This is a genomic window from Collinsella sp. AM40-7AC, from assembly GCF_003468125.1.
GTDB lineage: Bacteria > Actinomycetota > Coriobacteriia > Coriobacteriales > Coriobacteriaceae > Collinsella > Collinsella aerofaciens_O.
In genome coordinates this window covers 557-21,494 of sequence record NZ_QSGK01000017.1, presented here as the reverse complement: position 1 = coordinate 21,494, position 20,938 = coordinate 557, and the positions used below count along the sequence as shown (strand labels likewise).

Sequence of the window (20,938 nt, the reverse complement as noted above, 5' to 3'; positions counted from 1 at the left end):
TGGCGCTCGGCGCGTTCGGGGGCGCGCTCGCCGTCTCCGGGCGCCTGCCGCTCGGGCCCGCTCCGCTTGCGGCCGCCTGGGCGGGCATCGTGCTGGGCAGCCTGCCCCTCTACGCGCTGGGGCTCGGCGTGGCCCTGCGCCTCGGCCGCAACGCCGCCATCGGCGGCGGCGCGGCGGGGGCGCTCCTCGCGTTCTTCTCGGTGGGCGGACTTGCGCACGGCCTCATGACCGGCGAGCTCACCGGTGCCCTGGCGACGCCCCTGGGCTGGGTGCCGCTCGCCTGGCCCGCGCGCCTGGGGTCGCTCGGGGTGGAGGCCTTCATCGACGCCGCACGCGCGGCGGGCCCTCTCCTCACGACTGCGCTCGCTGGCCTCGTGCTCACACTGGCAGCCGACGCCGTCCTTCTCGCCTGGTTCTGCCGCTTCGAGGACGGGAGGGCAGATGCGTAGGAGGCCGCTCGCCGCCATGCTCGCCCTCCTCTCCGCAGCGCTCGTCCTGGGCGGGAACGCCCTGCTCGACGCCGGCTGGGGATCGGCGCTGCGCTCGATCGCCGACCGCGTGCTGCCCAACCCTGAGATCGCCATGTGGGCGCCCGCGCTCGGGCCCGGCAGCCACGCGAGCTCCTACGCCGACGCCACCGGGGCGGGGGCGAACTACGTCTACCTGGTGGACGCGGCGGACGACAGGGGCAATGTCCGAGAGCTCCAGCTCATCTTCTTCGGGCGGGAGTCGGACGGCGAGGGCTGGCTCGGGATCGAGGCGCGCGGCGGCTCGGGCGTGCGCTACCGCGCGTGCGAAGCGGCCGAGGCGCCCGCGGCTGCGCGCAGGGCTCTGGACCGCTGAGCGCGGCGCTAGTACAATTCCGACGAGAGTTTCAGGAGGTCTAACATGGCGAGGATACTGGCAGTGGATGATGAACGGGCGATCCTCGACGCGCTCGCGCGCGTCCTCGGCCGCGACGGCCATGAGGTCGTCAGGGAGGCGGACCCGACGGCGGTCCCGGGGATGGACCTCTCGCGCTTCGACCTCGTGCTCTGCGACGTCATGATGCCGGGGCTCGATGGCTTCGAGCTCGTGCGGCAGATCCGCCCGGACTTCGACGGGCCCATCGTCTTCCTGACCGCTCGCGTGGCCGAGGAGGATGCTGTGGCCGGCTACGGCCTGGGCGCCGACGACTACGTCCGCAAGCCCTTCGGGGCCGCGGAGCTGCGCGCCAAGGTCGCGGCCCATCTACGCCGTGAGCGCCGGCCGCGCTCGCACGCCCTCTCCTTCGGGGAGGTGCGGATCGACCTCGGGGCGCGCGGCCTCGCCGTGGGCGGCGAGGCCGTGCCGCTCACGCCCACCGAGTACGCCATCTGCGAGTACCTCGCTCGTCACCCCGGGCAGGTCATGAGCCGCGCGCAGATACGCGTGGCGGTGCTCGGCTGGGAGAGCGACGCCGACGACGCGGCCATATCCATGCAGGTCAGCCGCGCCCGGAGGAAACTCTCCGAGGCCGGTGCCGATCCGATCGCGACCGTCTGGGGGATGGGGTACAAGTGGCAGCTCTGAGGACCGGGGCGCGAGGTCGCGGGGGCATGCCGCTCTCCTTCGTCATCGCGCGCTACTTCGCCTACGCGTTCGCGGCGGTCGCTACGGCGTGGCTCGCCTCGTTCATGGCGCTCTCCGCGGCGATCAGCGCGGGCTTCGTCTACGAGGCAAGCTGGGGGCCGGCCAATGCGCGCGAGGTCGCGGAGGGCCTGGCACGCGACGGCGTCTGCGGGCAGCAGGACGTGCCGACGGCGTACCGCTACCTCATCCTGAACAAGGACGGATACGTGCTGATGACAGACCTCGAGGGCACGCGGCTCGAGGACGCGACGGAAATGACCCGTGCGGCACTCGCCGCGGATCCGGGAACAGTGGAGATCGAGGGCGGGGGCTCGGGCCTCACCTACGCCGCGTTCCCGCTCAAGGGCGGCGGGGCCTGCGCACTCGTCAGCGAGTACCTGCCGCAGTGGGTCTCGCGCGATCTCGCCGGCCTGCTTCCCAACCCGCAGAACCTCATGCTCGTCGGCGCCGCTGCGGGAAGCGCGCTCGCGCTCGCGCTCGTGGCGCGACGCGCGAGCCGCGTGATCTCGCGCAAGATGGCGCCGCTCGCGGAGGCGGCGGGGCGCGTCGGCGCGGGGGAGCTCGACTTCGCGGTCGGCAGCACCAACGTGCGCGAGGTGAACGACGTCCTCGCCGCGATGGACGCCATGCGGGCCTCCCTCGCCGAGTCGCTCGAGGCCCGCTGGGCCGCGGAGCGGGGGCAGCGCGAGCAGGTGGCGTCGCTCGCCCACGACCTCAAGACGCCGCTCACCGTGCTGCGCGCCAACGCCGACTTCGTGGCGGAGGAGCTGAAAAACGAGAAAGACGCCGACCTCGCGGCCGCCGCGCGCGACATAGCCGGCGGTGTCGAAAGGCTCGACGGCTACGTGCGCCTGCTCATCGAGGCCTCGCGCGGGTCCGGCGGGGCGGAGAGGGCCCCCATGCGGCCGGCCGAGCTCTGCGAGCAGGTCCTCGCCGAGGCCGCCCAGATCGCCCGGGCGCGAGGCGTGACGCTCGACGCGGCCACGGGCCCCGCTGTCGCGGGCGCGCCCGAGGCCCCGCTCGACCGAACCGCCCTGGCGCGAGCCGCCGCGAACCTCGTGGCCAACGCCGCCGAGCACGCGCGCTCGCGTGTGGTGGTCTCCTGCGACGTCGCGGGCGGACACCTCGTCATCGAGGTGGCCGACGACGGACCGGGCTTCTCTCCCGCCGCCCTCGAACGCGGCTGCGAGCGCCTCTTCACAGACGACTCGTCCCGCTCCTCGCGCGACGGAGGCCGCCACTACGGGCTCGGCCTGCACGTCGCCTCCGAGGCCGCGAGCGCCCACGGGGGCTCCGTCTCGCTCGCCAACAGCCCCTCGGGCGGCGCGGTGGCCACCATCGCGGTCCCCCTGTGCGGGGCCTGACGACTTCCTCGTTGTCTACCTCGACTGCGATATGTCGCTCGCCGAGGCCGCGACGAGATGGTGTTGCGTCTGCTCCGCTTGGTGCTTCTAGCTCAAATTTGATCTGATGTAAGGCCCGTGCAATCCTGCATGGGCCGTTCTTTTGGCAATTGCTCGACCGATTCGTGGCTTGAAACACAAATTATCGAGTTAAGGAGACATGGGGTCACACAGCGGCTCTCAGAGCGCCCGCCGCACTCCCCCGCCATTACCCTGCGGCGTCCTCGTATAGAGCCCATCCTGCTTGGCGTTTCGTTGCAACAGCCCACTTGTCCACCGATCAAGTGAACTACTGGAATAAATACAGCGACACGCTTGTCCGTTATAGTCGCTATATCTGTGTTAATCGCCGCGATAAATACAGCCTGTACTCGGCTGCATACCAGCTACGCGTATGTAGATTCATATCGCGTTAATAAATCGGCTCAAGCGCGTGCAAAACGCGCAAGTAGCCGCAAAAGGCGATTATCGCGTAGGTAGATTTTTGGCACCCTGTTGCTTACTGAAAATTAAGCAATTGCTTAAAACAAAAAAGGTCAGGCACTAAGTGCCTGACCTGCAAACTTCTGGTCGGGACGACTGGATTCGAACCAGCGACCCCTTGACCCCCAGTCAAGTGCGCTACCAAGCTGCGCCACGTCCCGAAGCTTTTGTTTGTTGCTCTGCTTTCGCTCGCAACAGGGAGTATATTAACCCGAAACTTTGTCCTTGTGCAAGAACTTTTTTACAAATTTTGAAGCAAGTCCAAAATTGTATCTGCGAGCTGGGGTTTTGTTAGTACGGGTAGTTCTTGCGTACCCGCTATGCTCACGATCCAAGCCTTGTTGGTGTCGGTTCCAAAGCCCGAATCGGCGCGTGAGACATCGTTGGCGATAATGGCATCGCAGCCTTTGCGGGTCAATTTGCGCTCGGCGTACTCGACGACGTTATCAGTCTCGGCTGCAAAGCCGATTACGAGGCGATCGCCCTTTTGGCGTGAAAGTTCGGCCAAGATGTCAACGGTCTCGACGAGCTCGATTCGATCCAGGCGCTCGTTGGCCTTTTTGAGCTTATGGTCCGCTGGGGCCGCCGGCGTGTAGTCGGCGACGGCGGCGGCGCAAATGGCCGCGTCGGCCGTCTGGAAGGCGCTCAGCGCTGCCTTGAGCATTTCTGAGGCGGTCTGTACGTGCACGCACTCCACACCGCGGGGAACGTCGAGCGATGTCGGTCCCAGCACGAGCGTGACGGCGGCACCGCGACGTGCGGCCTCCCCCGCCAGGGCGATACCCATCTTGCCCGAAGAACGGTTGCCAATGAATCGCACCGGGTCGATCGGCTCGTGCGTGGGGCCGGCGGTGATGAAGATGCGCTTGCCCGTCAGGTCTTGCGGCACGGGGTTGAGCACCTCACAGACAGCCTCGACGATGTCCTCGGGCTCGCTCATGCGCCCCGTGTCCACGTCGCCGCAGGCAAGGTAGCCGCTGCCGGGTCCCACCACATGGACACCGCGCTCGCGCAACGTGGCCATGTTGGCCTGCGTTGCCGGCGCCTTCCACATGCCGTTGTTCATAGCGGGTGCGATCACGATGGGTCGCGGCGTTGCCAGCAGCGTGGTGGAGATGAGGTCATCGGCGATGCCGTTGGCCATCTTGGCGATAATATTGGCCGTCGCGGGCGCCACGACCACCAGATCGGGCTCCTGCGCCAGCGAAATGTGGTGGATGGGGTCGGAAGGATCGTCGAATAGCCCAACCGCGACCGGCTCGTTGGTGAGCGCGCGGAAGGTAAGCGGCCCCACAAACTCCGTGGCATGCTCGCTCATAACGACTTTGACACGTGCGCCGCGCTTTTGCAGCAGGCGCACGATATTGCACGACTTATAGGCGGCGATCCCGCCGGTAATGCCCAGCAGGATCGTTTTTCCCTCAAGTTGCATTGAATTGTTGGGTGCCGCCGTCATCGTTAAGCTTCCTTGCTAGGGAGCACGAGCAGGCGGTGGCAGTACGGGCAGTGCGTAATCTCACTGCCGTCGTGGTTGAGGTCGCTCATGGACGATGCCTGCAGCGCGGTGTGGCAGACCGTGGGGATGTTGCCCTGGATGGTCTCGACGGCCAAGCCGCGGAACTGCTTGAGCAGACGCTCGTAGTCGGTGAGCACGTCGGCCGGCAGCGTGGCGGCCAGCGCGGTGCGCTCCCTAGTGGCGGCTTCGATCTGAGCCTGCAGGTCGGCAGCCTTGGCGCGGGCGGCCTTGGTATCGGCCTTCACGCCCTCTTCGAACTTGGCGATGATTGCCTGCGCGCGGGTCTCGCGGTCGAGCGCCTCTTTGTGGGCGACAACGACGTCCTTGCGGGTGTGCTCAATCTTGTCCAGACGCTTGGCCAGGGTGGCGAGCTCGTTCTCCAGGTCCTGAACCTCGCGATAGTCAGAGCCGTCGACATGGCGCTTCTTGGCGGCCTCGATGGCGTTATTGGTCTGGATCTCGGTGGTGTTGAGATCGTCGAGCTCAATATCCAGGTCCTTGCGTTGGGCGTAGAGCCTGGTCATTTCGGCCTTGAGCTTAACGTAGGTCTTGCGCTTGGAAGCGAGCTCCTTGAGCTCCGGCATATTGGCAAGTTCGCTCTTGTTGCGGGCGAGCTCCAAATCGATCTGTTGCAGCTTGAGTAGCGTAGCGCCGGCGCTCATAAGTTCTCTCCTTTTGTCACAGTCCACCATTGGCAAGGGTTCAGTATTTTAATCGCATGACGGGGGTCGGCCCCGGCGTCAACTGCAGAGTTCATCAATATATCAACGAACGGCTCTTCGGAGCGGTCGTGGCCGAGCAAGATCACCGGCAGCCCGCGCAAGGCAAGGTCTTGCGCCACGTGGTAGCCCGCCTCGCCGGTTACGATGACATCTGCGCCCGCGGCGATGGCGAGCTCTCCAAAGTCTCCCACGGAGCCGCCCAGAATGGCGACGGTGCGGCACGGATGATCGGCCTCGCCCCACACACGTGGGTCGCTGCCAAACGCCGTGGCGGCGCGAGTGGCAAGGTCGCGCAGGCTGCAGGGGTCGTGGAGGGTCGCGAGTACGCCCAGTCCGCAGGCCTCGGGGTCGTCCACGTGCTCCAACGAGCTTGCGGGCGCGGCGTCCAAAAGCCTACTTAGGCAGATACGTGCCTCGTGCGAGCGGTCCAGGTTGGTGTGGAGCGAGATAATGCTCACCCCGCAGCGGGCAGCCTCGTAGAGGGCCGCACTGCACTGGGGTCGTGTGGCATCCGCCGGACAAAAGGCCTCGGGTGCCTTGATGTATATGGGATGATGCGTCAGCAGCACGTTGGCGCTTGCTTCTTGGGCGCGGCGAACATTAGCCTCGGTCGCATCGAGTGCGCAGGCAACGCCGGTGATCTCCGCGGCCGGATCGCCAACGGAGAGTCCTACGTGATCCCAGCCCTCGGCGTCCGCCTTGGGATAGCGTGCCAGTAGGGCGCGCTCGAGCTCGGCGACGATCATGCGGCACCTGCGATCGAGAGCAGCGTCTGGGCAAAGTCGTCCAGATCGCCTGGATTCACGCGATCATCGAAGGAGATGCGCAAGGCACCCAGCGCCTGTTCGCGGCCGATGCCCATCGCGCTGAGTACGTGGCTCGGGTCCATGCTGCCACTCGAGCATGCCGAGCCTGCCGACACCTCAAAGCCGGCGGCGTCGAGCTTGATGATGAGTTCCTCGGAGTCCATGCCGTCAATGTAGATCGATACCATGCCGGGCAGACGGTCGGCTTGCGCGTAGTCACCCATGGTGGCGTGAATGCGCGGGTGGGCCGTAAGCGTGGCGTAGAGCTTGTCGGAAAGGGTTTGCAGCTTCGCGCGCTCCTGAGCCACATGGGGCGTCAGAGACGAGGCGGCAGCGGCAAAGGCGAGCTGCGTTCGCAGGTCTTGCGTGCCGGCACGACGACCGGCCTCCTGTCCGCCCCCAAAGATGCGCGGGCGCAGCGGCGTGCGGCTCTTAAGGTAGAGTGCGCCAGATGCCACGGGACCGCCAATCTTGTGGGCTGCGACGGACATGGCGTCGACGCCCAGCTCGGTGACATCGAGCGGAATATGCAAGTAGCCCTGGATGGCATCGGTGTGGAACAGGGCACCTGCGGTGTGCGCAGCTGCGGCAAGCTCGCGGATAGGCTGCACCACGCCGGTCTCGTTGTTGGCGACCATGATGCTCACGAGCGCCACGTCGTCGCCGAGCAAGTCGCTCAGCGCGGCAGGCTCAATGTAGCCCGCGCGGCAGGGCTGCACCAGGTCGACGGTAAATCCGGCGGCACGCAGCAGCGGAAGGTTGTCCAGGATCGAATCGTGCTCGATCGCCGACACGATCACGCGGTCGCGCTTGCGATCGCGCTGACGGGCGCCCTCGGCAAGACCGAGCAGCGCCAACTGGTTGGCCTCGGTGCCGCCGTTGGTAAGGATGATCTCGGACGGGCGAACGCGCGCGCCAAAGCTGCGGGCGATCTCGCGACGGGCGACTTCCAGGCGTGCTGCGGCCTTGCGGCCAAGCGAGTGCAGCGAGTTGGGGTTGACGCCGGCAAGCTCGCTGTCGTCGTATTCGCGCTGCGCAAGGAGCGCCTCGGCGCGCATGGGCGTCGAGGCGGCGTAGTCAAGATTCACGGGTATGCGGTTTTGACCTGCGGTCATAAGGGTTTATGCCTCCTGTGCAGCCTCGTTGCCCAGCTTCTGCAGCAGCGCAACCTCGGCAGCGGGATCTTCGGACTTAAATACGGCGGAACCGGCCACCAGGACATTTGCGCCGGCCTTGACGACCTCGGCGATGTTCTTGGAAGAGATGCCGCCGTCGACCTCGATGAGGGGTGAAATGCCGTGGCGCTCGCACATGGCCTTGAGCTCGTGTAGCTTGGCGATGGTACCGGGGATAAAGCTCTGGCCGCCAAAGCCGGGGTTCACGCTCATGAGCAGTACCATGTCGACAACGTCGATGATGCTCTCCAGCACGCACACGGGGGTGGCGGGGTTGAGCACCACGCCGGCCTTAACGCCGCGCTGCTGCAGATGGGTGAGCGTGCGGTGCAGGTGCGTGGAGGCCTCGTAGTGTACGGTGATCATATCGGCGCCGGCGTCTGCGTACCAATCGACCGTCTCGTCGGGGTTCGACACCATGAGGTGCGCGTCGACCGGTACATTGGTGGAGCGCTTGACGGCCTTGAGGATGTCAACGCCAAAGGTGAGGTTGCCGGTAAAGTGGCCGTCCATGACGTCGAAGTGCACGTAGTCGGCACCGGCGATCTTGTCGAGTTCGCCCTTGAGGTTGGCCATGTCGGCCGAGAGGACGGACGGAGCGATTTTAATGGAACCCATGGTAGTAGCCTTTCTGCGCTAGTCGGTGAGTCCGTAGAACTCTTGAGAAGGGACGCGGTCGGTGAGAATCTCGAGCGCCCTATCCAAAGTAACACCGTTGTAGAGCGTTTGCTCCACGGCAAAGGTGAGCGGAATGTCTACGCCCAGTGAACGGGCGAGTTCGCTCACGCTGCGGGCTGCGACGGCGCCCTCGACCACCATATGCGTACGCGTCTGGTACTCGTCGAGCGACACGCCGTGGGCAAACTCGTAGCCAAAGGTGCGGTTGCGCGAATGCTCCGAGGTACAGGTGGCAATGAGGTCGCCCATGCCGGCAAGTCCCATGCAGGTCATGGCCTGGCCGCCGCGGGCGTGCACCAGACGGCTGATCTCGGCCAGGCCGCGCGTCATGATGAGGGCGAGCGTGTTGTCGCCCGCACCAGAACCGGCGGAAATGCCGCACACGATGGCGATGACGTTTTTCATAGCGCCGCAAACCTCGACACCGGTCATATCCTGCGACAGGTAGATGCGGAAGGCCGTGGACAGCAGCAGCTCCTTAAAGGTCTCCCCCACCTGCTGGTCCTCGCTGGCGATGACGGCGGCAGAGAGCCCGCCGCGGCAAATCTCCTCGGCATGGTTGGGGCCCGAGAGGGCCGCCACGCGCCGCTCGTTGCCGATCTCGCTGGCAATGACCTCGCTCATGAGCAGGCCAGACTCGGGCTCAATGCCCTTGGTAAGGCAGAGCACCGGGGTGTTGGCGGCGATGAAAGGCGCTGCCTGATGACATACGCTGCGCAGGTGTGTGGAGGGCACGGCAAAGATGATGGCGTCGGCGGCGTCGAGCGCTTGCGCCAGGTCCGTCGTGGCGACGACGTTGCCGGGCAGCTCGTAGTCCACCAGATACCGGGGGTTGCAGTGCTCGCCATTGATGCCGGCGGCCGTCTGCTCGCTGTGGGCCCACATGGTCACGCGCTCGGCTCGCGCGGCGGCAAGGCCGGCGACGGCGGTTCCCCAGGAGCCGGAGCCAATCAGCGCAACATTCATGATTCTCTCCTACTTATCGTCGGGCTCGGTGACGCGCTTGGTAAACGAGAGCTTGGACTCCTTACCGGCCATGAGCTTTTGGATATTCGCGCGATGGGCCCACACAACGGTGATGCCGATTATCGCCATGCAAAACTTAAGTCCCAGGCTGCTGTACGGAAAGACCGCGCAAGCAGCGATGGGAAGACCGATGGCAGCGGCAAGCGAGCCCACCGACACATACTTGGTGATGGCGACGGCCACGATAAACATGCCGAGCAGCGACAGGCCAATAGGCCAGTACCAGGCGAGGATGACGCCCAGGCCAACCGCGATACCCTTGCCGCCGTGGAAGTTAAGGTAGGGCGAGAAGATATGGCCCCACACCGCTGCCAGGCAAATGACGCCGAGCATCCAATCGCCGGGGGCTCCGGGCGCCATGATGCTTACGGGGAAGCCATAGCCCAAGTCGGCAATGAGCGGACGCGCGATAAGGACGCAGATGGCGCCCTTAAGGCAGTCGAGCAACAACGTGAGCGCGGCCACCTTAGGGCCGGCCACGCGCAGCGCATTGGTTGTGCCGATGTTGCCGGAACCCGCCTTGCGAATGTCGGTGTGGTTGAACACGCGGCCCAGGATCAGGCCAAACGGAATCGCTCCGATAAAGAACGAGACCACGGCGCAGATGGCGGTCAGCAGAATCGGATTATGCATCCTTTTGTTCCTTCTTCCTAAAGAAGAGTCGAATGGGCGTGCCGGCAAAATCGAAGGTCGAGCGCATGCGGTTCTCCACGTAGCGCTGGTAGGTGTCGTTGACCAGATCGCTGTGGTTGACGAAGAACGTGAACGTCGGCGGATTGACGCCCGTCTGAGTCACGTAGTGCATGCGCAGGCGGCGCTTGCCGTCCACCACGGTGTGGCCGAACTCACGTAGGTCGGTGAGGAACGTGTTGAGGCGCGAGGTGCTGATCTTTTGCGAACGCGTCTTCTCGGCTGCGTCGACCATCGCCCAGATCTTCTCGACGCTGCGGCCAGTGAGGGCAGAGATGCGCAGGTACTGGGCCCAGGGAGCCATGACGCCCAGACGGCGGTCGATGGTCTCCATGCAGGCCTCGCGCTTGCGGTCGTCGTCGAGCAGGTCCCACTTGTTGAGCAGCACCACGATGGCACAGCCGCGCTCGATGGCAAGACCCATGACCTTCTGGTCCTGTTCGGTAACGCCCACGGAGGCGTCGACGACGAGCAGCGCCACGTCGGCGCGGTCGATGGCGCGCAGGCCGCGGACCATCGAGTAGTACTCGATATTCTCGTACACGGTGCTCTTCTTGCGGATGCCCGCGGTGTCGACCATGCGGTAGTGCTTGCCGTTGCGCTCCACGACGGTGTCGATGGCGTCGCGCGTCGTGCCGGCAATGTTGGACACGATAGAGCGGTCGGCGCCTAGGATGCGGTTGAACAGCGAGGACTTGCCGGCGTTGGGGCGGCCGATGATGGCCACGTTCAGCGCATCGGGGAACTCGTCGGCGACCTCGTCCTCTTCCTCCGGAAGCAGGGCCACGATATCGTCGAGCAGGTCGCCCGTGCCATGACCATGCAGGGCCGAGAGCGGCGTGGGCTCACCGATGCCGAGCGAATAGAACTCCCAGATGCTGTCGTTCTCGCGATCGGGGTTGTCGAGCTTGTTCACCAGCAGAAAGACCGGCTTGTCGCAGCGCTTGAGCATGCGAGCGACCGACTCGTCCTCCTCGGTGACGCCGGTGCGGCCATCGACCACAAACAGGATGACGGCGGCTTCCTCGGCGGCGGCGAGCGCCTGGTCGCGGATGGACGTGGCAAAGACGTCGTCGCTCTTGAGCGGCTCGATACCGCCCGTGTCGACGATGGTGAACTCGCGGCCGTTCCAATCGGCCGTGTGATATGAGCGATCGCGCGTGACGCCGCGAGACTCGTGGACGATGGCGTCCGAGGTCTGGGCCAGGCGGTTAACGAGCGTGGACTTGCCCACGTTGGGGCGTCCGACGACGGCGACGATAGGTTTCATCTACTCTCCTTTAATGGGTAGGGTCAGCGGAATTAGTAGAGTCGGCAGGCACAATGCCAAGGATGTGCTCCAGGGTATCGAGCAGCTCATGCGGCATGGTCGACACCACATGAACCTCGGCGCCGCGACTGGTAAGGCTTGCGAGTAAATCGTCACGATGATACTCGTCAAGCGTCATGCCGTCAGCGTTGAACATGAGCTTAGGCACAAAGAGCATAACCCCCGACAGGTCTTGGGGCAGCTGCTCCAGAATGTCACACGCGACGATGAGGCCGGTCACGTCCACGTTGCCGCCGAAGTAGCGGTTCTTGATGGCTGTGACGGTGCCGGCGAGTCCCTGGGGCGACTCCACAAAGCGCGCCACGGTGTCGCGCGCGCTGGCGCCGGAGAGGCACAGAAGGCGCTGGTTGCGCTCGGCGATGCCAGCGCGGACGCGGGCCAGACGCTCGGCGTCGGCGGCAAGCACGTCGTCGGTCTCGTCCAGATACGAGCGGATCATGCCAATGCCGTCGTAGTACTGCGGGTAACCGTCGTAAAAGTCTGCCTCGGGAGGATCGATGCCGGCGTCCAGATAGAACTCGTCGCTCATCTGGAAGGTGTGGCGGCCAAAGCGCTCGAAGGCTCGGTCCTGGAAAGGCCGGATCATGGCAATGGTCTCGCGAGCCAGCTCGGGCTTGTCGCTGTAGGACCAGCTAAAGCGGTTCTGATGCTTGGTAAAACCGAGCGGCACAATGCCCAGGCTTGTGATTTGCTCGTGCTCCTCGCAAAAGCGCAGGGTCTTTTCCAGCTCCTCGCCGTCGTTCATGCCGGGGCACAACACGATCTGCGCGTGAATCTCGATGCCGGCGGCCATGATGGCTTCGAGTACGTCCATGCCGCGCTGGGCGTTGCGGCCCATCATGCGGCGGCGGACGTCGGGGCTTACGGCATGGACCGACACGTTCATGGGGCTCATGTTGCGTTGGATGACGTTTTGAACATCATCGTCGGTGAGGTTCGTGAGCGTGACAAAGTTGCCCTGTAAAAAGCTTAGGCGATAGTCGTCGTCGCGAATGTAGAGCGTGGAACGGCCGCCCTTGGGCAGCATGGTCATAAAGCAGAACACGCAGGCGTTCACGCAGGTGCGCATGCCGTCAAAGATGGGGCCGTCGAACTCCAGCCCCCAGTCCTCTCCCGGGAAGCGGTCGAGCTCGACGGAGGTGACGGTGTTGTCGCGTGGGTCGAAAACCTCGAGGTCGACGGTATCATCGTCGGCCTCCCAGAGCCACACGATCATGTCGGTGAGCTGCTCGCCGTTGACCGTGAGCACGCGCATGCCCGGCTCGATACCCACATCCCACGCGGGCGATTCGGGACGCACGTTCTTTACGAGCGCGCCTTCACCCGGCTCGGGGTCGCGGCTGCGCCCGTAATCGGCCACCTCGGCGGCGTATGCGGGTACGGTCTGGTCCATGATTAGCGGCAAAGCTCCTTGATGCGCGCGACGGCGCGTTCGATGTGTTCTTGCGGGGTGGAGGCTCCGGCGGTGATGCCGATGTGGTGAGCGTCGGTAAACCACGCGGCCTGGAGCTCGGAAGCTTCCTCGATGTGATACGTGCGCTCGCAGGCGTCTGCGCAAATCTGCGCCAGGCGGCGGGTGTTGCCCGAGTTCTTGCCGCCCACCACGACCATGCAGTCGCAGCGGTTGGCAAGCGTGGCTGCCGCCTGTTGACGCTCGCTCGTGGCGGCGCAGATGGTGTTGATCACACGAAGCTCTTGTACGCGCGGGGTGATAGCGGCCACGACCTCGGCGAGGTTCTGCGCGGTCTGGGTGGTCTGTACAACCAGGCCTACCTTGCCCTTGAGCGGCAGCGCGTCCGCATCGGCAGCGCAACTCACGACCTGCGCATCATTGCCGGCGTGGCCCAGAATGCCCTCGACCTCGGGGTGGCCTGGCTCGCCCACGACTACCACGCGGTAGCCCTCGCGTACCAGGCGCTCGGCCGCCACATGAACCTTCTTCACGTAGGGGCAGGTGGCGTCGACCACGGTAAGGCCACGCTTGCGAGCGGCATCGATGACCTGCGGCACCACGCCGTGGGCGCGGATGATCACGGTGCCCGATGCGGCATCGTCCAGGGTCTCGGCCAGACCGACGCCCGCCTCGGCAAGCTCGCGCACCACGATGGGGTTATGGATAAGCGGGCCTAGGGTATGGACCGTAGCGGTCTCCCCCGCCTGCGGGGCGGCCGCCAGGGCCATATCGAGTGCGCGCTGCACGCCGTAGCAGGTGCCGGCGTGGGCGGCGATCTCGATGGTAGGCGCGGTGGCTTGGTCGGACGCGGTCACGGCAGTGTTCGTCACGTTCTCGCTCATGGCTAGAACCTGCCCGGATGCTCGGCGCACAGCTCGTCGCGCATGGCGTATACGCGGCTCATAGCCTCGGACTCAAACCAGGCCAGGCGCTCCGTGCGCCTAAGCCCGGCCGGCGCGTCCGAAAGCGAGACGGCCTTGCCGGCGCGGATCCAGCACTTCTTGGGACGCATGAGTTTTTTGCCCGCAGGCGTGATGTCGGACCAGCCGCAGATGGCGAGCGGGTTGACGGGCGCCTTGCCCATCTGGGCGATGAGCGCAAAACCGCCGTGGACCTCGGGCTTGATCTCGCGCGAGCGGATGCGCGTGCCCTCGGGGAAGATCAGGACGTCCTCGCCGCGCTGCAGCGCATGCTGGGCGGCGCGCAGGCACTTCATGTCGGCGGTGCCACGCTCGACAGGAATGCCGCCCACGCGGCTAAAGGCCCAGCGTACGATCTTGCTCTTGGCGAACTCGGACTTAAAGATGGGGCGAATGCGGCGGCCGCCAAAGAACAACGCCGTCTCCACGGCCAAGAGCTCAGCCATCGAGGTGTGGTTGCAGATGACCACGCTGCCGCGGCCGTCCTGGCGCTCAAACAGAAGATCGGCGTCCTCGACCTTCCAGCGCCACATGAGCTTGGAGAAGGCCCAAAGGATGGCCATGACTACGACGACGGTGCCGCGGATGAGCGCCGGGAACTCGGCATAGGGGGCGTTGTAGTAATCCTCGGGCGTCTGCTTAAACAGGCGCATGGGCTACCTCCTTTGGTTGATGAGGTCCTCGATAATGCGGACGACCTCGTCGATGGTGTGGGCGGTGGAGTCGACGTGCACGGCGTCCTCGGCTGGCACAAGCGGCGCGACCTCGCGGCTGCTGTCGAGCTTGTCGCGCTGTTTGAGGGCGTCGAGGGTCTCGTCGACCTCGGCCTCGAGCTGCTCGGAGGTGAGCGGCTGGGCATCGTTTTGGTGACGCTGCAGCACGCGGCGGCGGGCACGCTCGCGCGGGTCGGCGGTCAGAAAGACCTTGACCTGTGCGTTGGGGAACACGACGGTGCCGATGTCGCGACCCTCGGCCACGATATCGCGATCCTCGGCGGCGCGGCGCTGATGGATGAGCATGGCGGCGCGCACGCCCGGGTAGGCCGAGACCTTGGACACGTTGGCGTCGACCTGCGGGGTGCGGATGGCAGCCGACGCGTCCTGGCCGTCAATGGTCAGGCGTGTGTCCTCGCCGGTGCCGTTGGTAAAGCGAATCTCGATCTGCTCGGCGAGGACGTCGATGGCCGCCTCGTCGTCCAGATCGATGCCGCGGTCGAGCGCGGCGAAGGTGACGGCGCGATACATGGCGCCCGTGTCGAGCTTGTTAAAGCCCAGCTGACGGGCGATCTCCTTGGCGATGGTGGATTTGCCGGAACCGGCGGGGCCGTCGATGGCGACGATCATGCAATGCTTCCTTTCGGTGGTTGACGTGCTGGTATGGTTCGCGGGCGTTGGGGCGCGGCGGGTTGCCTAGCCTGTGTAGCGCTCGCGGTAGGTGTTGCGCTTGGGTGCGGAGCCGTGGCTGCCGTGGTGACGCGTGCGGCTGGCGGGCGTGTCTTGGGGCTTGCCGCCGTTGCGCTTGGCGCTCGCCTGCTTGGGCGGGATGCCGCCGCTTTTAAGGATCTGCACCTCGCGGTCGGTGAGCTCGCGCCACGAGCCCTTGGCCACGCCCTCGAGCTCAAGGCCGGCAAAGTTGCAGCGGTGCAGGCGGATCACAGGATGGTGAATCTTGCCCAGCATGCGCTTGACCTGGTTTTTACGACCCTCGCGGATTATGACCTCCACGGCGGTGGTGCCGGGTTTGACGCCCTGGGGAGCTACGGCCTCGGCCTCGCGCGCGTTGATGACGCGGCAGATCGCCGGCTGGCACAGGCCGTCGTCGAGCTCGATGCCGCTGCGGAGTGGTTCCAAGTCGCGGTCGGACAGCCGTCCGTCCACGAGCGCCTGGTAGGTCTTGTAGACGTGCTTGCTGGGGTGCAGCAGATCCTGCGACATGTCGCCGTCGGTGGTAAAGAGCAAAAGGCCCGTGGTGTCGCGGTCCAGGCGGCCCACTGGAAACAGGCCCGGAAAGCGGTCGCGCGGGACCAGGTCGGCCACGCAAGGGCGCTCCTGCGGGTCGCTCATGGTGGTGAGGTAGCCGGTCGGCTTGTAGAGCATCAAGTACACGGCGCCCTGGTTGAGCTTGACGGGCATGCCGTCGACCTCGATGTGATCGTGGTCGACATCGACCTTGGTGCCCAGCTCGGTCGCGACCTCGCCGTTGACGGTCACGCGGCCGGCGGTCATTAGGTCCTCCGAGCCACGGCGGCTCGCCACGCCCGCGCGCGCCAAAAAGCGCTGCAGGCGCATGGTGTGCGGATAGACGGGCTGGGCGTCGGTGGCGGGTACTGCGTTACCCATGGCGCGCGTCTCCCCTACTTCGTTAGTCCTCGTCATGCAAATCCTCCGAGGTCTCGTCGACGACCAGGGTTTCCAAGTCCTTGACTGCCTCAACATCTTCAACATCGGTATCGAGCAGTTCGCGCTCTTCGTCCAGGTCATCGGCCTGCTCCTCGAGCGTGGACTGAATGCTGCGGCCGCTCAGGCGCTCGCGGATAAACTGACGCGATTGCTCGTCGGGGGCAAACTGCTCCAGGTCGGGCAGGTCGCGGGTGGAGCGCAGACCGAACTTTTCCAAGAAGGCGTTGGTCGTGCCGTAGATGATGGCTTGACCTCGCTGGGGGTCGCGGCCGAGCTCGCGCACTAGACCTTTGTCGACGAGCGACGCGATGACGCCGTCGGAATTGACGCCGCGGATGCCCTTGACCACCTCGCGCGTCACAGGCTGGTGGTATGCGATGACGGCCAGGGTTTCGAGCGCCGCCTGGGACAGCTTTTGCGTGTCCCAGCTCAACACATAGGCCTCGACCACGTCGTGGTAAGCGGGGTGCGTGAACAGGCGCCAGCCGCCGGCGACCTCGCGCAGCTGAAAGCCACGGTTGGCCTCCTCGTACTCAACCTTGAGCTCGGCGAGCAGCGACGCGCACTCGCCGGGGGCGATATCCAGTGCGCCGGCCAGCGCGGGCGCACTCACCGGGTCGCTCGACACCAGCAGCAGCGCCTCGAGGGCGCCTTTGAGGCTGTTTGCCTCCAGCGTGGAAAGGGTTGACATGGTTGCGGCTCCTATTCGGTGAGCTCGGGGACCTCGCCGGGCACGTAGGCCTCGGCGCCCTCGACGCGGTTGATGCAGATGGTTCCAAAGATCTCGTCCTGGCTCAGCGTGAGCGAGCCGCGCTTGGCGAGCTCCAGCATGGCCAGAAAGGTGACGACGAGCTGCTCGGTGGTGGCATCGCCGTCCAGTAGCTCGCGGAAGGTGCAGGTTTGGTGCGCCATGGTAAAGCGGTCGACTGAGGCCACGGTCAGGTCGAGCGGCACGCGATGCGGCGCCACATGCTCGGCCTCCAGCAGGAAGGTCTGGCGCTTGCCGTCCAGGTCGGCACAGATGACGGCGAGACCGCGCAGCGTGATGCCGGCAAGGTAGTCGGGCATGAGGCCTAGGAACTCGGGGTCGGGGCCGGCTACGCGCGGATGCATGCGGCTTTCGGCCTGCATGCGCGCACCGAGGGCCGCAGCCACGCCTTTAAACTGCTTGTAGGCGATCAGGCGCTGAATCAGGACCTCGCGTAGGGCGTCCCCGTCGAGCGTGCTAAGTTCTTCGAGGTCATCGTCGATCTCGTCATCGTCATCGGCTTTGCGCGGGGCCTCCTGCGGCACCAACGAGGCGGCCTTGATGTCCAAAAGGGTTGCTGCGACCAGCAAAAAATCGCTCGCCACGTCCAGGTCCAGCGCCTCGATGCGCTCGGCTTCGGCAAGGTACTGCTCGGCCACCTCGCTGATGGAGATAGCGCTGATATCTACTTTTTGGCGGGTTACCAGCTGCAGCAGCAGGTCGAACGGTCCGCTGTAGACCTGCGTCGACACGCGATACGACATCTTCGACCTCCTTTGACGGCGCCTTCGCGGCGCGGTTTGGGTGCATGTTACGACCGTTTTGCACGGTCGACCTGTAAGTTTACCTTAGATGCCGGCGATTGCGAAGTTGAGCAGCTGCTCAGCAAGCGGATACACGGTAACGTCGAAATAGCGGCCGATCACGTCGATGCCGGTCCACATGGGCAGCAGGTACAGCACCAGGATGAGGATGGGCATAGCGTATTGCTGCAGACGATAATAGTTGTTGAGCGCCTTGCCTTTGAGGAACGGCACGATGATCGACGAGCCGTCGAGCGGCGGGATCGGGATAAGGTTAAAGAACGCGAGCGACAGGTTGACCACGATAAAGGTGGCGCCGAAGTTCATGATTTGGGACGCCACGGCAAAGGACATGCTGGTGTAGAGGTTGCCGTACGTTGCGTGCATGAGGGCGGCCGCGAGGCACGCGAGTGCGATGTTTGATGCGGGGCCGGCTGCGCTCACCAGGACCTCGTCACGCTTGGGGTGCTTGAGGTTGTTGAGGTACACGGGCACGGGTTTGGCGAAGGCGAACACCGGGCCGCCGGCGGCAAGCATGAGCAGCGGCAGGATGATGGTGCCAAACGGGTCGATATGGTTAAGCGGGTTGAGCGACACGCGGCCGCGCGAACGGGCCGTCTTATCGCCGAGTGCCCAGGCCGCGGCGGCGTGCGCGCTCTCGTGGATCACGATTCCCACGATGACGGCGACGGCGCTGGCGAGCAGATTCATGATGTAGCTGCTGGACATGGCGCTCCCCTAGCGAACGCGGCGCGAGGCGCGCGTGAGCAGGTAGTCGATCACAAACAGGATGACGGCCACGATGGCGTAATCCAGGCGGAACACGCCGCCAAAGGGCGATGTGATGACGCCGTAGCCGGCGATGGCGCTCGGCAGCGCGCGCGAAAGCTCAACGACAAAGCCCACGATCTGCAGCTTGGCGGTGAGGCCGCTAAAGCACAGCAGCACGGTCATCGCGCTCATAAAGATGCCGCAGATGCGACAGGCGATGGCGATGATGCTCATCGCCACGGCAGCGGCCTTACGAGAGTTCACGCGCGGTCTCCTCTTCGATCTGGGTGGAAAGCTCGAGCCATTCGTCCTCGAGCTTGGGCAGCTCTTGCTTAAGGCCGTTATATTCCCCCAGCGCGGCGTTGAACTTGTCTTGATCGGCATAAAGCTCTTCGCTTGCCATCAATTCCATAAGCTCGTCATAGCGGGCACGCTTTTTGTCGAGCTCCGTCTCGATCTTCTTGAGCTGGTTGCGCACGCCCTTGAGCTTTTTATTGAGCGCTGCGCGGGCTTGGGCCTCGGCGCGCTTTTGCTCCTTGGTCTTTTTGCCCTCGGCGGGTTTGGGGGCAGCTGCGGGGGTGTCGGCCTGGGCGGCGCTGGCTTTGGTGGACTTGGCCGTGGCCGGCGCACTCTCCCCTGCCGTCTCGGCGGCGGCACGGGCTGCGAGGTCCTCGCGCTTGTAGAGGTAGTAGTCGTAGTCGCCGTCATAGACCGTGACCTTGCCATCGCGGATGTCGATCACGCGGTTGGCCACGGCGCGCACCAGGTGTTCGTCGTGGCTGATCAGCACGATGGTGCCGGGGAAGTTTTGCAGGGCGTTCTCGAGCATGTCCACCGAGTCGATGTCTAGGTGGTTGGTGGGCTCGTCCAGGCACAGGAGCGCCTCGGGGGCCACGAGCATCTTGGCCAGGGCCAGACGCGCTTTTTCGCCGCCGGAGAGGACGCGAACCTGCTTCTCGATGGAATCGTTGTCGCTAAACAGGAAGGCGCCCAGTAGGCTGCGCTGCTGTGGCACGGTCCACTTGGGCGTGACGGTGTCGATCTCTTGCAGGACGGTGTTGGACTCGGTCATGCCCTCGAGCGCGTGCTGGGCGTAATAGGCCACGCCCACGTTGGTGCCCAGGTCGCGGGTGCCGGTGGTGGGCGGCTCCAGTCCCGCGATGATCTTCATGAGCGTGGACTTGCCGGCGCCGTTGGGGCCGACGAGCGCCACGTGCTCGCCGCGGTAGAGCTTGAGGTCGATATCGCTGTAGATGTGCTTGTCGCCGTAGGACTTGGAGACGCCCTCCAGGCCCACGACCATATCGCCTGAGCGCGGTGGGTCAGGGAACTTAAAGTCGATGTGCTTGTGGCCCTCGGGTAGGATGACAAGCTCCTTTTTGATCTGCTCGATCTTGCGGATGCGCTCCTGGGCCTGGGCTGCCTTGGTGGGCTTGTAACGGAACTTGTCGACGAAGACCTGCATATGGGCGATGTCGCGCTCCTGGGCAGCGCGCTTGGCGCGCATCTGCTCCAGGTTGTCCTCGCGCTGCTTGAGGTAGCTGCTGTAGTTGCCGGTGTAGGTGGTCACGCGGCGGTTCTCGAGCGCGGCGACGTGGTCGACGCAGGCGTCCATAAAGGCGCGGTCGTGGCTGACGATGAGGACGGCGCCGTCGTAGTTGGCGATAAAGCCACGCAGCCACTGGACGCTTTCGAGGTCCAGGTGGTTAGTGGGCTCGTCCAGAAGCAGCAGGTCGGGATGGCGCAGGAAGAGCTTGGCGAGCGCGATGCGCATCTGCCAGCCGCCCGAGAACTCGGAGCATGGGCGCTCAAAGTCAGTGACCTTAAAGCCCAGGCCGGACAGGATCTTGCGGGCGTTGCTCTCGAGCTCGTAGCCGCCCAGGTGCTCAAAGCGGTCCTGGACCTGACCGTACTCGTTGAGGAGTGCGTCGACGTCCTTGCCCTGCTCGGAGAGCTCGGTGATTTGGGCCTGCAGCTCGTTAGCGCGCTCGCCCATGCGGCGGATTTCCTTGGCGGCGGCCATGACCTCGGCGAGGATGGTGGTGTCCTTTTGTTCCAGATTAGTTTCCTGCTCTAGGTAGCCCACCTGGCAGTCCTTTGCGTACTGGACCTGGCCGGAGTCGGGACTGTCGATGCCCATGATGATCTTGAGCATGGTGGTTTTGCCGGCGCCGTTGGGGCCCACGAGCGCGAAGCGCTCGCCGGGGTTGATCTGGAAGGACGCGCCGCTAAAGAGGACGCGTGCGCCGAAGCTTTTTTCGATCTTGTCGACCAGGAGGATCATGCTGCCGCCTTTGACCTTGTGTGCCTATATGAAAAAAGGCCCCAACTTGCGTTGGAGCCTCATTCAATGCTCGGGTGGAGACGAGGGGGATCGAACCCCTGACCTCTTGACTGCCAGTCA

The 20,938-nt window shown here is 64.9% G+C and carries 21 protein-coding genes, 2 tRNA genes and 1 pseudogene (1 of these 24 only partly in view); 4 read left to right on the top strand and 20 right to left on the bottom strand.

Features of this window, described 5'->3' with window-relative positions; translation table 11 throughout:
- The 4 genes and pseudogenes from DW892_RS10430 to DW892_RS10080 form a co-directional block, all read left to right on the top strand.
- Positions 1-449, top strand: a pseudogene (locus tag DW892_RS10430) (lantibiotic ABC transporter permease); the annotation flags it as partial.
- Between the two features lie 16 nt (positions 450-465).
- Positions 466-843, top strand: a complete 378-nt coding sequence (locus tag DW892_RS10090) for a hypothetical protein (protein WP_147349873.1) — start codon at positions 466-468, stop codon at positions 841-843.
- 45 nt (positions 844-888) lie between these two features.
- Entirely contained in the window at positions 889-1,551 is a 663-nt protein-coding gene (locus DW892_RS10085; RefSeq protein ID WP_117767323.1) for a response regulator transcription factor, read from the top strand.
- Between the two features lie 26 nt (positions 1,552-1,577).
- On the top strand, positions 1,578-2,975 hold the full coding sequence (locus DW892_RS10080) for a sensor histidine kinase KdpD (protein WP_117767321.1): 1,398 nt from the start codon (positions 1,578-1,580) through the stop codon (positions 2,973-2,975).
- Between the two features lie 606 nt (positions 2,976-3,581).
- Here the strand turns inward: DW892_RS10080 and DW892_RS10075 are convergent.
- From DW892_RS10075 to DW892_RS09980, 20 genes are all read right to left on the bottom strand, one after another.
- Positions 3,582-3,658: transfer RNA gene (locus DW892_RS10075), tRNA-Pro, on the bottom strand.
- A gap of 80 nt (positions 3,659-3,738) precedes the next feature.
- Positions 3,739-4,953, bottom strand: a complete 1,215-nt coding sequence (gene coaBC / locus DW892_RS10070; protein ID WP_233546933.1) for a bifunctional phosphopantothenoylcysteine decarboxylase/phosphopantothenate--cysteine ligase CoaBC — start codon at positions 4,951-4,953, stop codon at positions 3,739-3,741.
- A gap of 2 nt (positions 4,954-4,955) precedes the next feature.
- The gene (locus DW892_RS10065) at positions 4,956-5,675 is read right to left on the bottom strand and encodes a zinc ribbon domain-containing protein (RefSeq protein ID WP_117767319.1); all 720 of its coding nucleotides are present in this window, start codon (positions 5,673-5,675) and stop codon (positions 4,956-4,958) included.
- Positions 5,672-6,481, bottom strand: coding sequence for a Nif3-like dinuclear metal center hexameric protein (locus DW892_RS10060; protein ID WP_117767317.1), 810 nt, complete (start codon positions 6,479-6,481; stop codon positions 5,672-5,674). The genes DW892_RS10065 and DW892_RS10060 overlap by 4 nt, the downstream gene beginning before the upstream one ends.
- Positions 6,478-7,656, bottom strand: a complete 1,179-nt coding sequence (locus DW892_RS10055) for a cysteine desulfurase family protein (RefSeq protein WP_117767315.1) — start codon at positions 7,654-7,656, stop codon at positions 6,478-6,480. Before DW892_RS10055 ends, DW892_RS10060 begins: the two co-directional genes overlap by 4 nt.
- Positions 7,657-7,662: 6 nt before the next feature.
- Complete coding sequence (gene rpe / locus DW892_RS10050; RefSeq protein WP_117767313.1) at positions 7,663-8,334, bottom strand: ribulose-phosphate 3-epimerase; 672 nt, start codon at positions 8,332-8,334, stop codon at positions 7,663-7,665.
- 18 nt (positions 8,335-8,352) lie between these two features.
- The gene (locus tag DW892_RS10045; protein ID WP_117767311.1) at positions 8,353-9,360 is read right to left on the bottom strand and encodes an NAD(P)H-dependent glycerol-3-phosphate dehydrogenase; all 1,008 of its coding nucleotides are present in this window, start codon (positions 9,358-9,360) and stop codon (positions 8,353-8,355) included.
- 9 nt (positions 9,361-9,369) lie between these two features.
- Positions 9,370-10,053 carry a glycerol-3-phosphate 1-O-acyltransferase PlsY gene (gene plsY / locus DW892_RS10040; protein ID WP_117583167.1) on the bottom strand — a complete coding sequence of 228 codons (684 nt, stop codon included), beginning with the start codon at positions 10,051-10,053 and terminating at the stop codon, positions 9,370-9,372.
- Positions 10,046-11,380, bottom strand: coding sequence for a ribosome biogenesis GTPase Der (gene der / locus DW892_RS10035; protein WP_006236029.1), 1,335 nt, complete (start codon positions 11,378-11,380; stop codon positions 10,046-10,048). The genes plsY and der overlap by 8 nt, the downstream gene beginning before the upstream one ends.
- 10 nt (positions 11,381-11,390) lie before the next feature.
- Entirely contained in the window at positions 11,391-12,833 is a 1,443-nt protein-coding gene (locus tag DW892_RS10030) for a DUF512 domain-containing protein (protein ID WP_117767309.1), read from the bottom strand.
- Positions 12,834-12,835: 2 nt separating this feature from the next.
- Entirely contained in the window at positions 12,836-13,735 is a 900-nt protein-coding gene (locus tag DW892_RS10025; RefSeq protein ID WP_117767307.1) for a 4-hydroxy-3-methylbut-2-enyl diphosphate reductase, read from the bottom strand.
- Positions 13,736-13,737: 2 nt separating this feature from the next.
- Positions 13,738-14,466 (bottom strand): lysophospholipid acyltransferase family protein, encoded by a 729-nt coding sequence (locus tag DW892_RS10020; RefSeq protein WP_117767305.1) that lies wholly within the window; start codon positions 14,464-14,466, stop codon positions 13,738-13,740.
- 3 nt (positions 14,467-14,469) lie between these two features.
- Complete coding sequence (cmk, locus tag DW892_RS10015) at positions 14,470-15,156, bottom strand: (d)CMP kinase (protein ID WP_117767304.1); 687 nt, start codon at positions 15,154-15,156, stop codon at positions 14,470-14,472.
- Positions 15,157-15,222: 66 nt separating this feature from the next.
- Entirely contained in the window at positions 15,223-16,152 is a 930-nt protein-coding gene (locus DW892_RS10010; RefSeq protein WP_117629380.1) for a pseudouridine synthase, read from the bottom strand.
- Between the two features lie 22 nt (positions 16,153-16,174).
- Positions 16,175-16,903 (bottom strand): SMC-Scp complex subunit ScpB, encoded by a 729-nt coding sequence (gene scpB / locus DW892_RS10005; protein WP_117767302.1) that lies wholly within the window; start codon positions 16,901-16,903, stop codon positions 16,175-16,177.
- 11 nt (positions 16,904-16,914) lie between these two features.
- Entirely contained in the window at positions 16,915-17,724 is an 810-nt protein-coding gene (locus tag DW892_RS10000) for a ScpA family protein (RefSeq protein ID WP_117767300.1), read from the bottom strand.
- An 84-nt stretch (positions 17,725-17,808) separates the two neighbouring features.
- Complete coding sequence (locus tag DW892_RS09995; RefSeq protein ID WP_117767298.1) at positions 17,809-18,492, bottom strand: site-2 protease family protein; 684 nt, start codon at positions 18,490-18,492, stop codon at positions 17,809-17,811.
- Positions 18,493-18,501: 9 nt separating this feature from the next.
- Complete coding sequence (locus DW892_RS09990; protein ID WP_168170409.1) at positions 18,502-18,798, bottom strand: hypothetical protein; 297 nt, start codon at positions 18,796-18,798, stop codon at positions 18,502-18,504.
- Positions 18,785-20,818, bottom strand: coding sequence for an ABC-F family ATP-binding cassette domain-containing protein (locus tag DW892_RS09985; RefSeq protein ID WP_117767296.1), 2,034 nt, complete (start codon positions 20,816-20,818; stop codon positions 18,785-18,787). The genes DW892_RS09990 and DW892_RS09985 overlap by 14 nt, the downstream gene beginning before the upstream one ends.
- A gap of 75 nt (positions 20,819-20,893) precedes the next feature.
- A tRNA-OTHER gene (locus tag DW892_RS09980) sits at positions 20,894-20,938 on the bottom strand (it continues 64 nt past the right edge of the window).

Coding starts and splice junctions, on each gene's coding strand:
- DW892_RS10090 (WP_147349873.1), top strand. CDS start 466: ATGCTCGCCCTCCTCTCCGCAGCGCTCGTCCTGGGCGGGAACGCCCTG.
- DW892_RS10085 (WP_117767323.1), top strand. CDS start 889: ATGGCGAGGATACTGGCAGTGGATGATGAACGGGCGATCCTCGACGCG.
- DW892_RS10080 (WP_117767321.1), top strand. CDS start 1,578: ATGCCGCTCTCCTTCGTCATCGCGCGCTACTTCGCCTACGCGTTCGCG.
- coaBC (WP_233546933.1), bottom strand. CDS start 4,953: ATGACGGCGGCACCCAACAATTCAATGCAACTTGAGGGAAAAACGATC.
- DW892_RS10065 (WP_117767319.1), bottom strand. CDS start 5,675: ATGAGCGCCGGCGCTACGCTACTCAAGCTGCAACAGATCGATTTGGAG.
- DW892_RS10060 (WP_117767317.1), bottom strand. CDS start 6,481: ATGATCGTCGCCGAGCTCGAGCGCGCCCTACTGGCACGCTATCCCAAG.
- DW892_RS10055 (WP_117767315.1), bottom strand. CDS start 7,656: ATGACCGCAGGTCAAAACCGCATACCCGTGAATCTTGACTACGCCGCC.
- rpe (WP_117767313.1), bottom strand. CDS start 8,334: ATGGGTTCCATTAAAATCGCTCCGTCCGTCCTCTCGGCCGACATGGCC.
- DW892_RS10045 (WP_117767311.1), bottom strand. CDS start 9,360: ATGAATGTTGCGCTGATTGGCTCCGGCTCCTGGGGAACCGCCGTCGCC.
- plsY (WP_117583167.1), bottom strand. CDS start 10,053: ATGCATAATCCGATTCTGCTGACCGCCATCTGCGCCGTGGTCTCGTTC.
- der (WP_006236029.1), bottom strand. CDS start 11,380: ATGAAACCTATCGTCGCCGTCGTCGGACGCCCCAACGTGGGCAAGTCC.
- DW892_RS10030 (WP_117767309.1), bottom strand. CDS start 12,833: ATGGACCAGACCGTACCCGCATACGCCGCCGAGGTGGCCGATTACGGG.
- DW892_RS10025 (WP_117767307.1), bottom strand. CDS start 13,735: ATGAGCGAGAACGTGACGAACACTGCCGTGACCGCGTCCGACCAAGCC.
- DW892_RS10020 (WP_117767305.1), bottom strand. CDS start 14,466: ATGCGCCTGTTTAAGCAGACGCCCGAGGATTACTACAACGCCCCCTAT.
- cmk (WP_117767304.1), bottom strand. CDS start 15,156: ATGATCGTCGCCATCGACGGCCCCGCCGGTTCCGGCAAATCCACCATC.
- DW892_RS10010 (WP_117629380.1), bottom strand. CDS start 16,152: ATGGGTAACGCAGTACCCGCCACCGACGCCCAGCCCGTCTATCCGCAC.
- scpB (WP_117767302.1), bottom strand. CDS start 16,903: ATGTCAACCCTTTCCACGCTGGAGGCAAACAGCCTCAAAGGCGCCCTC.
- DW892_RS10000 (WP_117767300.1), bottom strand. CDS start 17,724: ATGTCGTATCGCGTGTCGACGCAGGTCTACAGCGGACCGTTCGACCTG.
- DW892_RS09995 (WP_117767298.1), bottom strand. CDS start 18,492: ATGTCCAGCAGCTACATCATGAATCTGCTCGCCAGCGCCGTCGCCGTC.
- DW892_RS09985 (WP_117767296.1), bottom strand. CDS start 20,818: ATGATCCTCCTGGTCGACAAGATCGAAAAAAGCTTCGGCGCACGCGTC.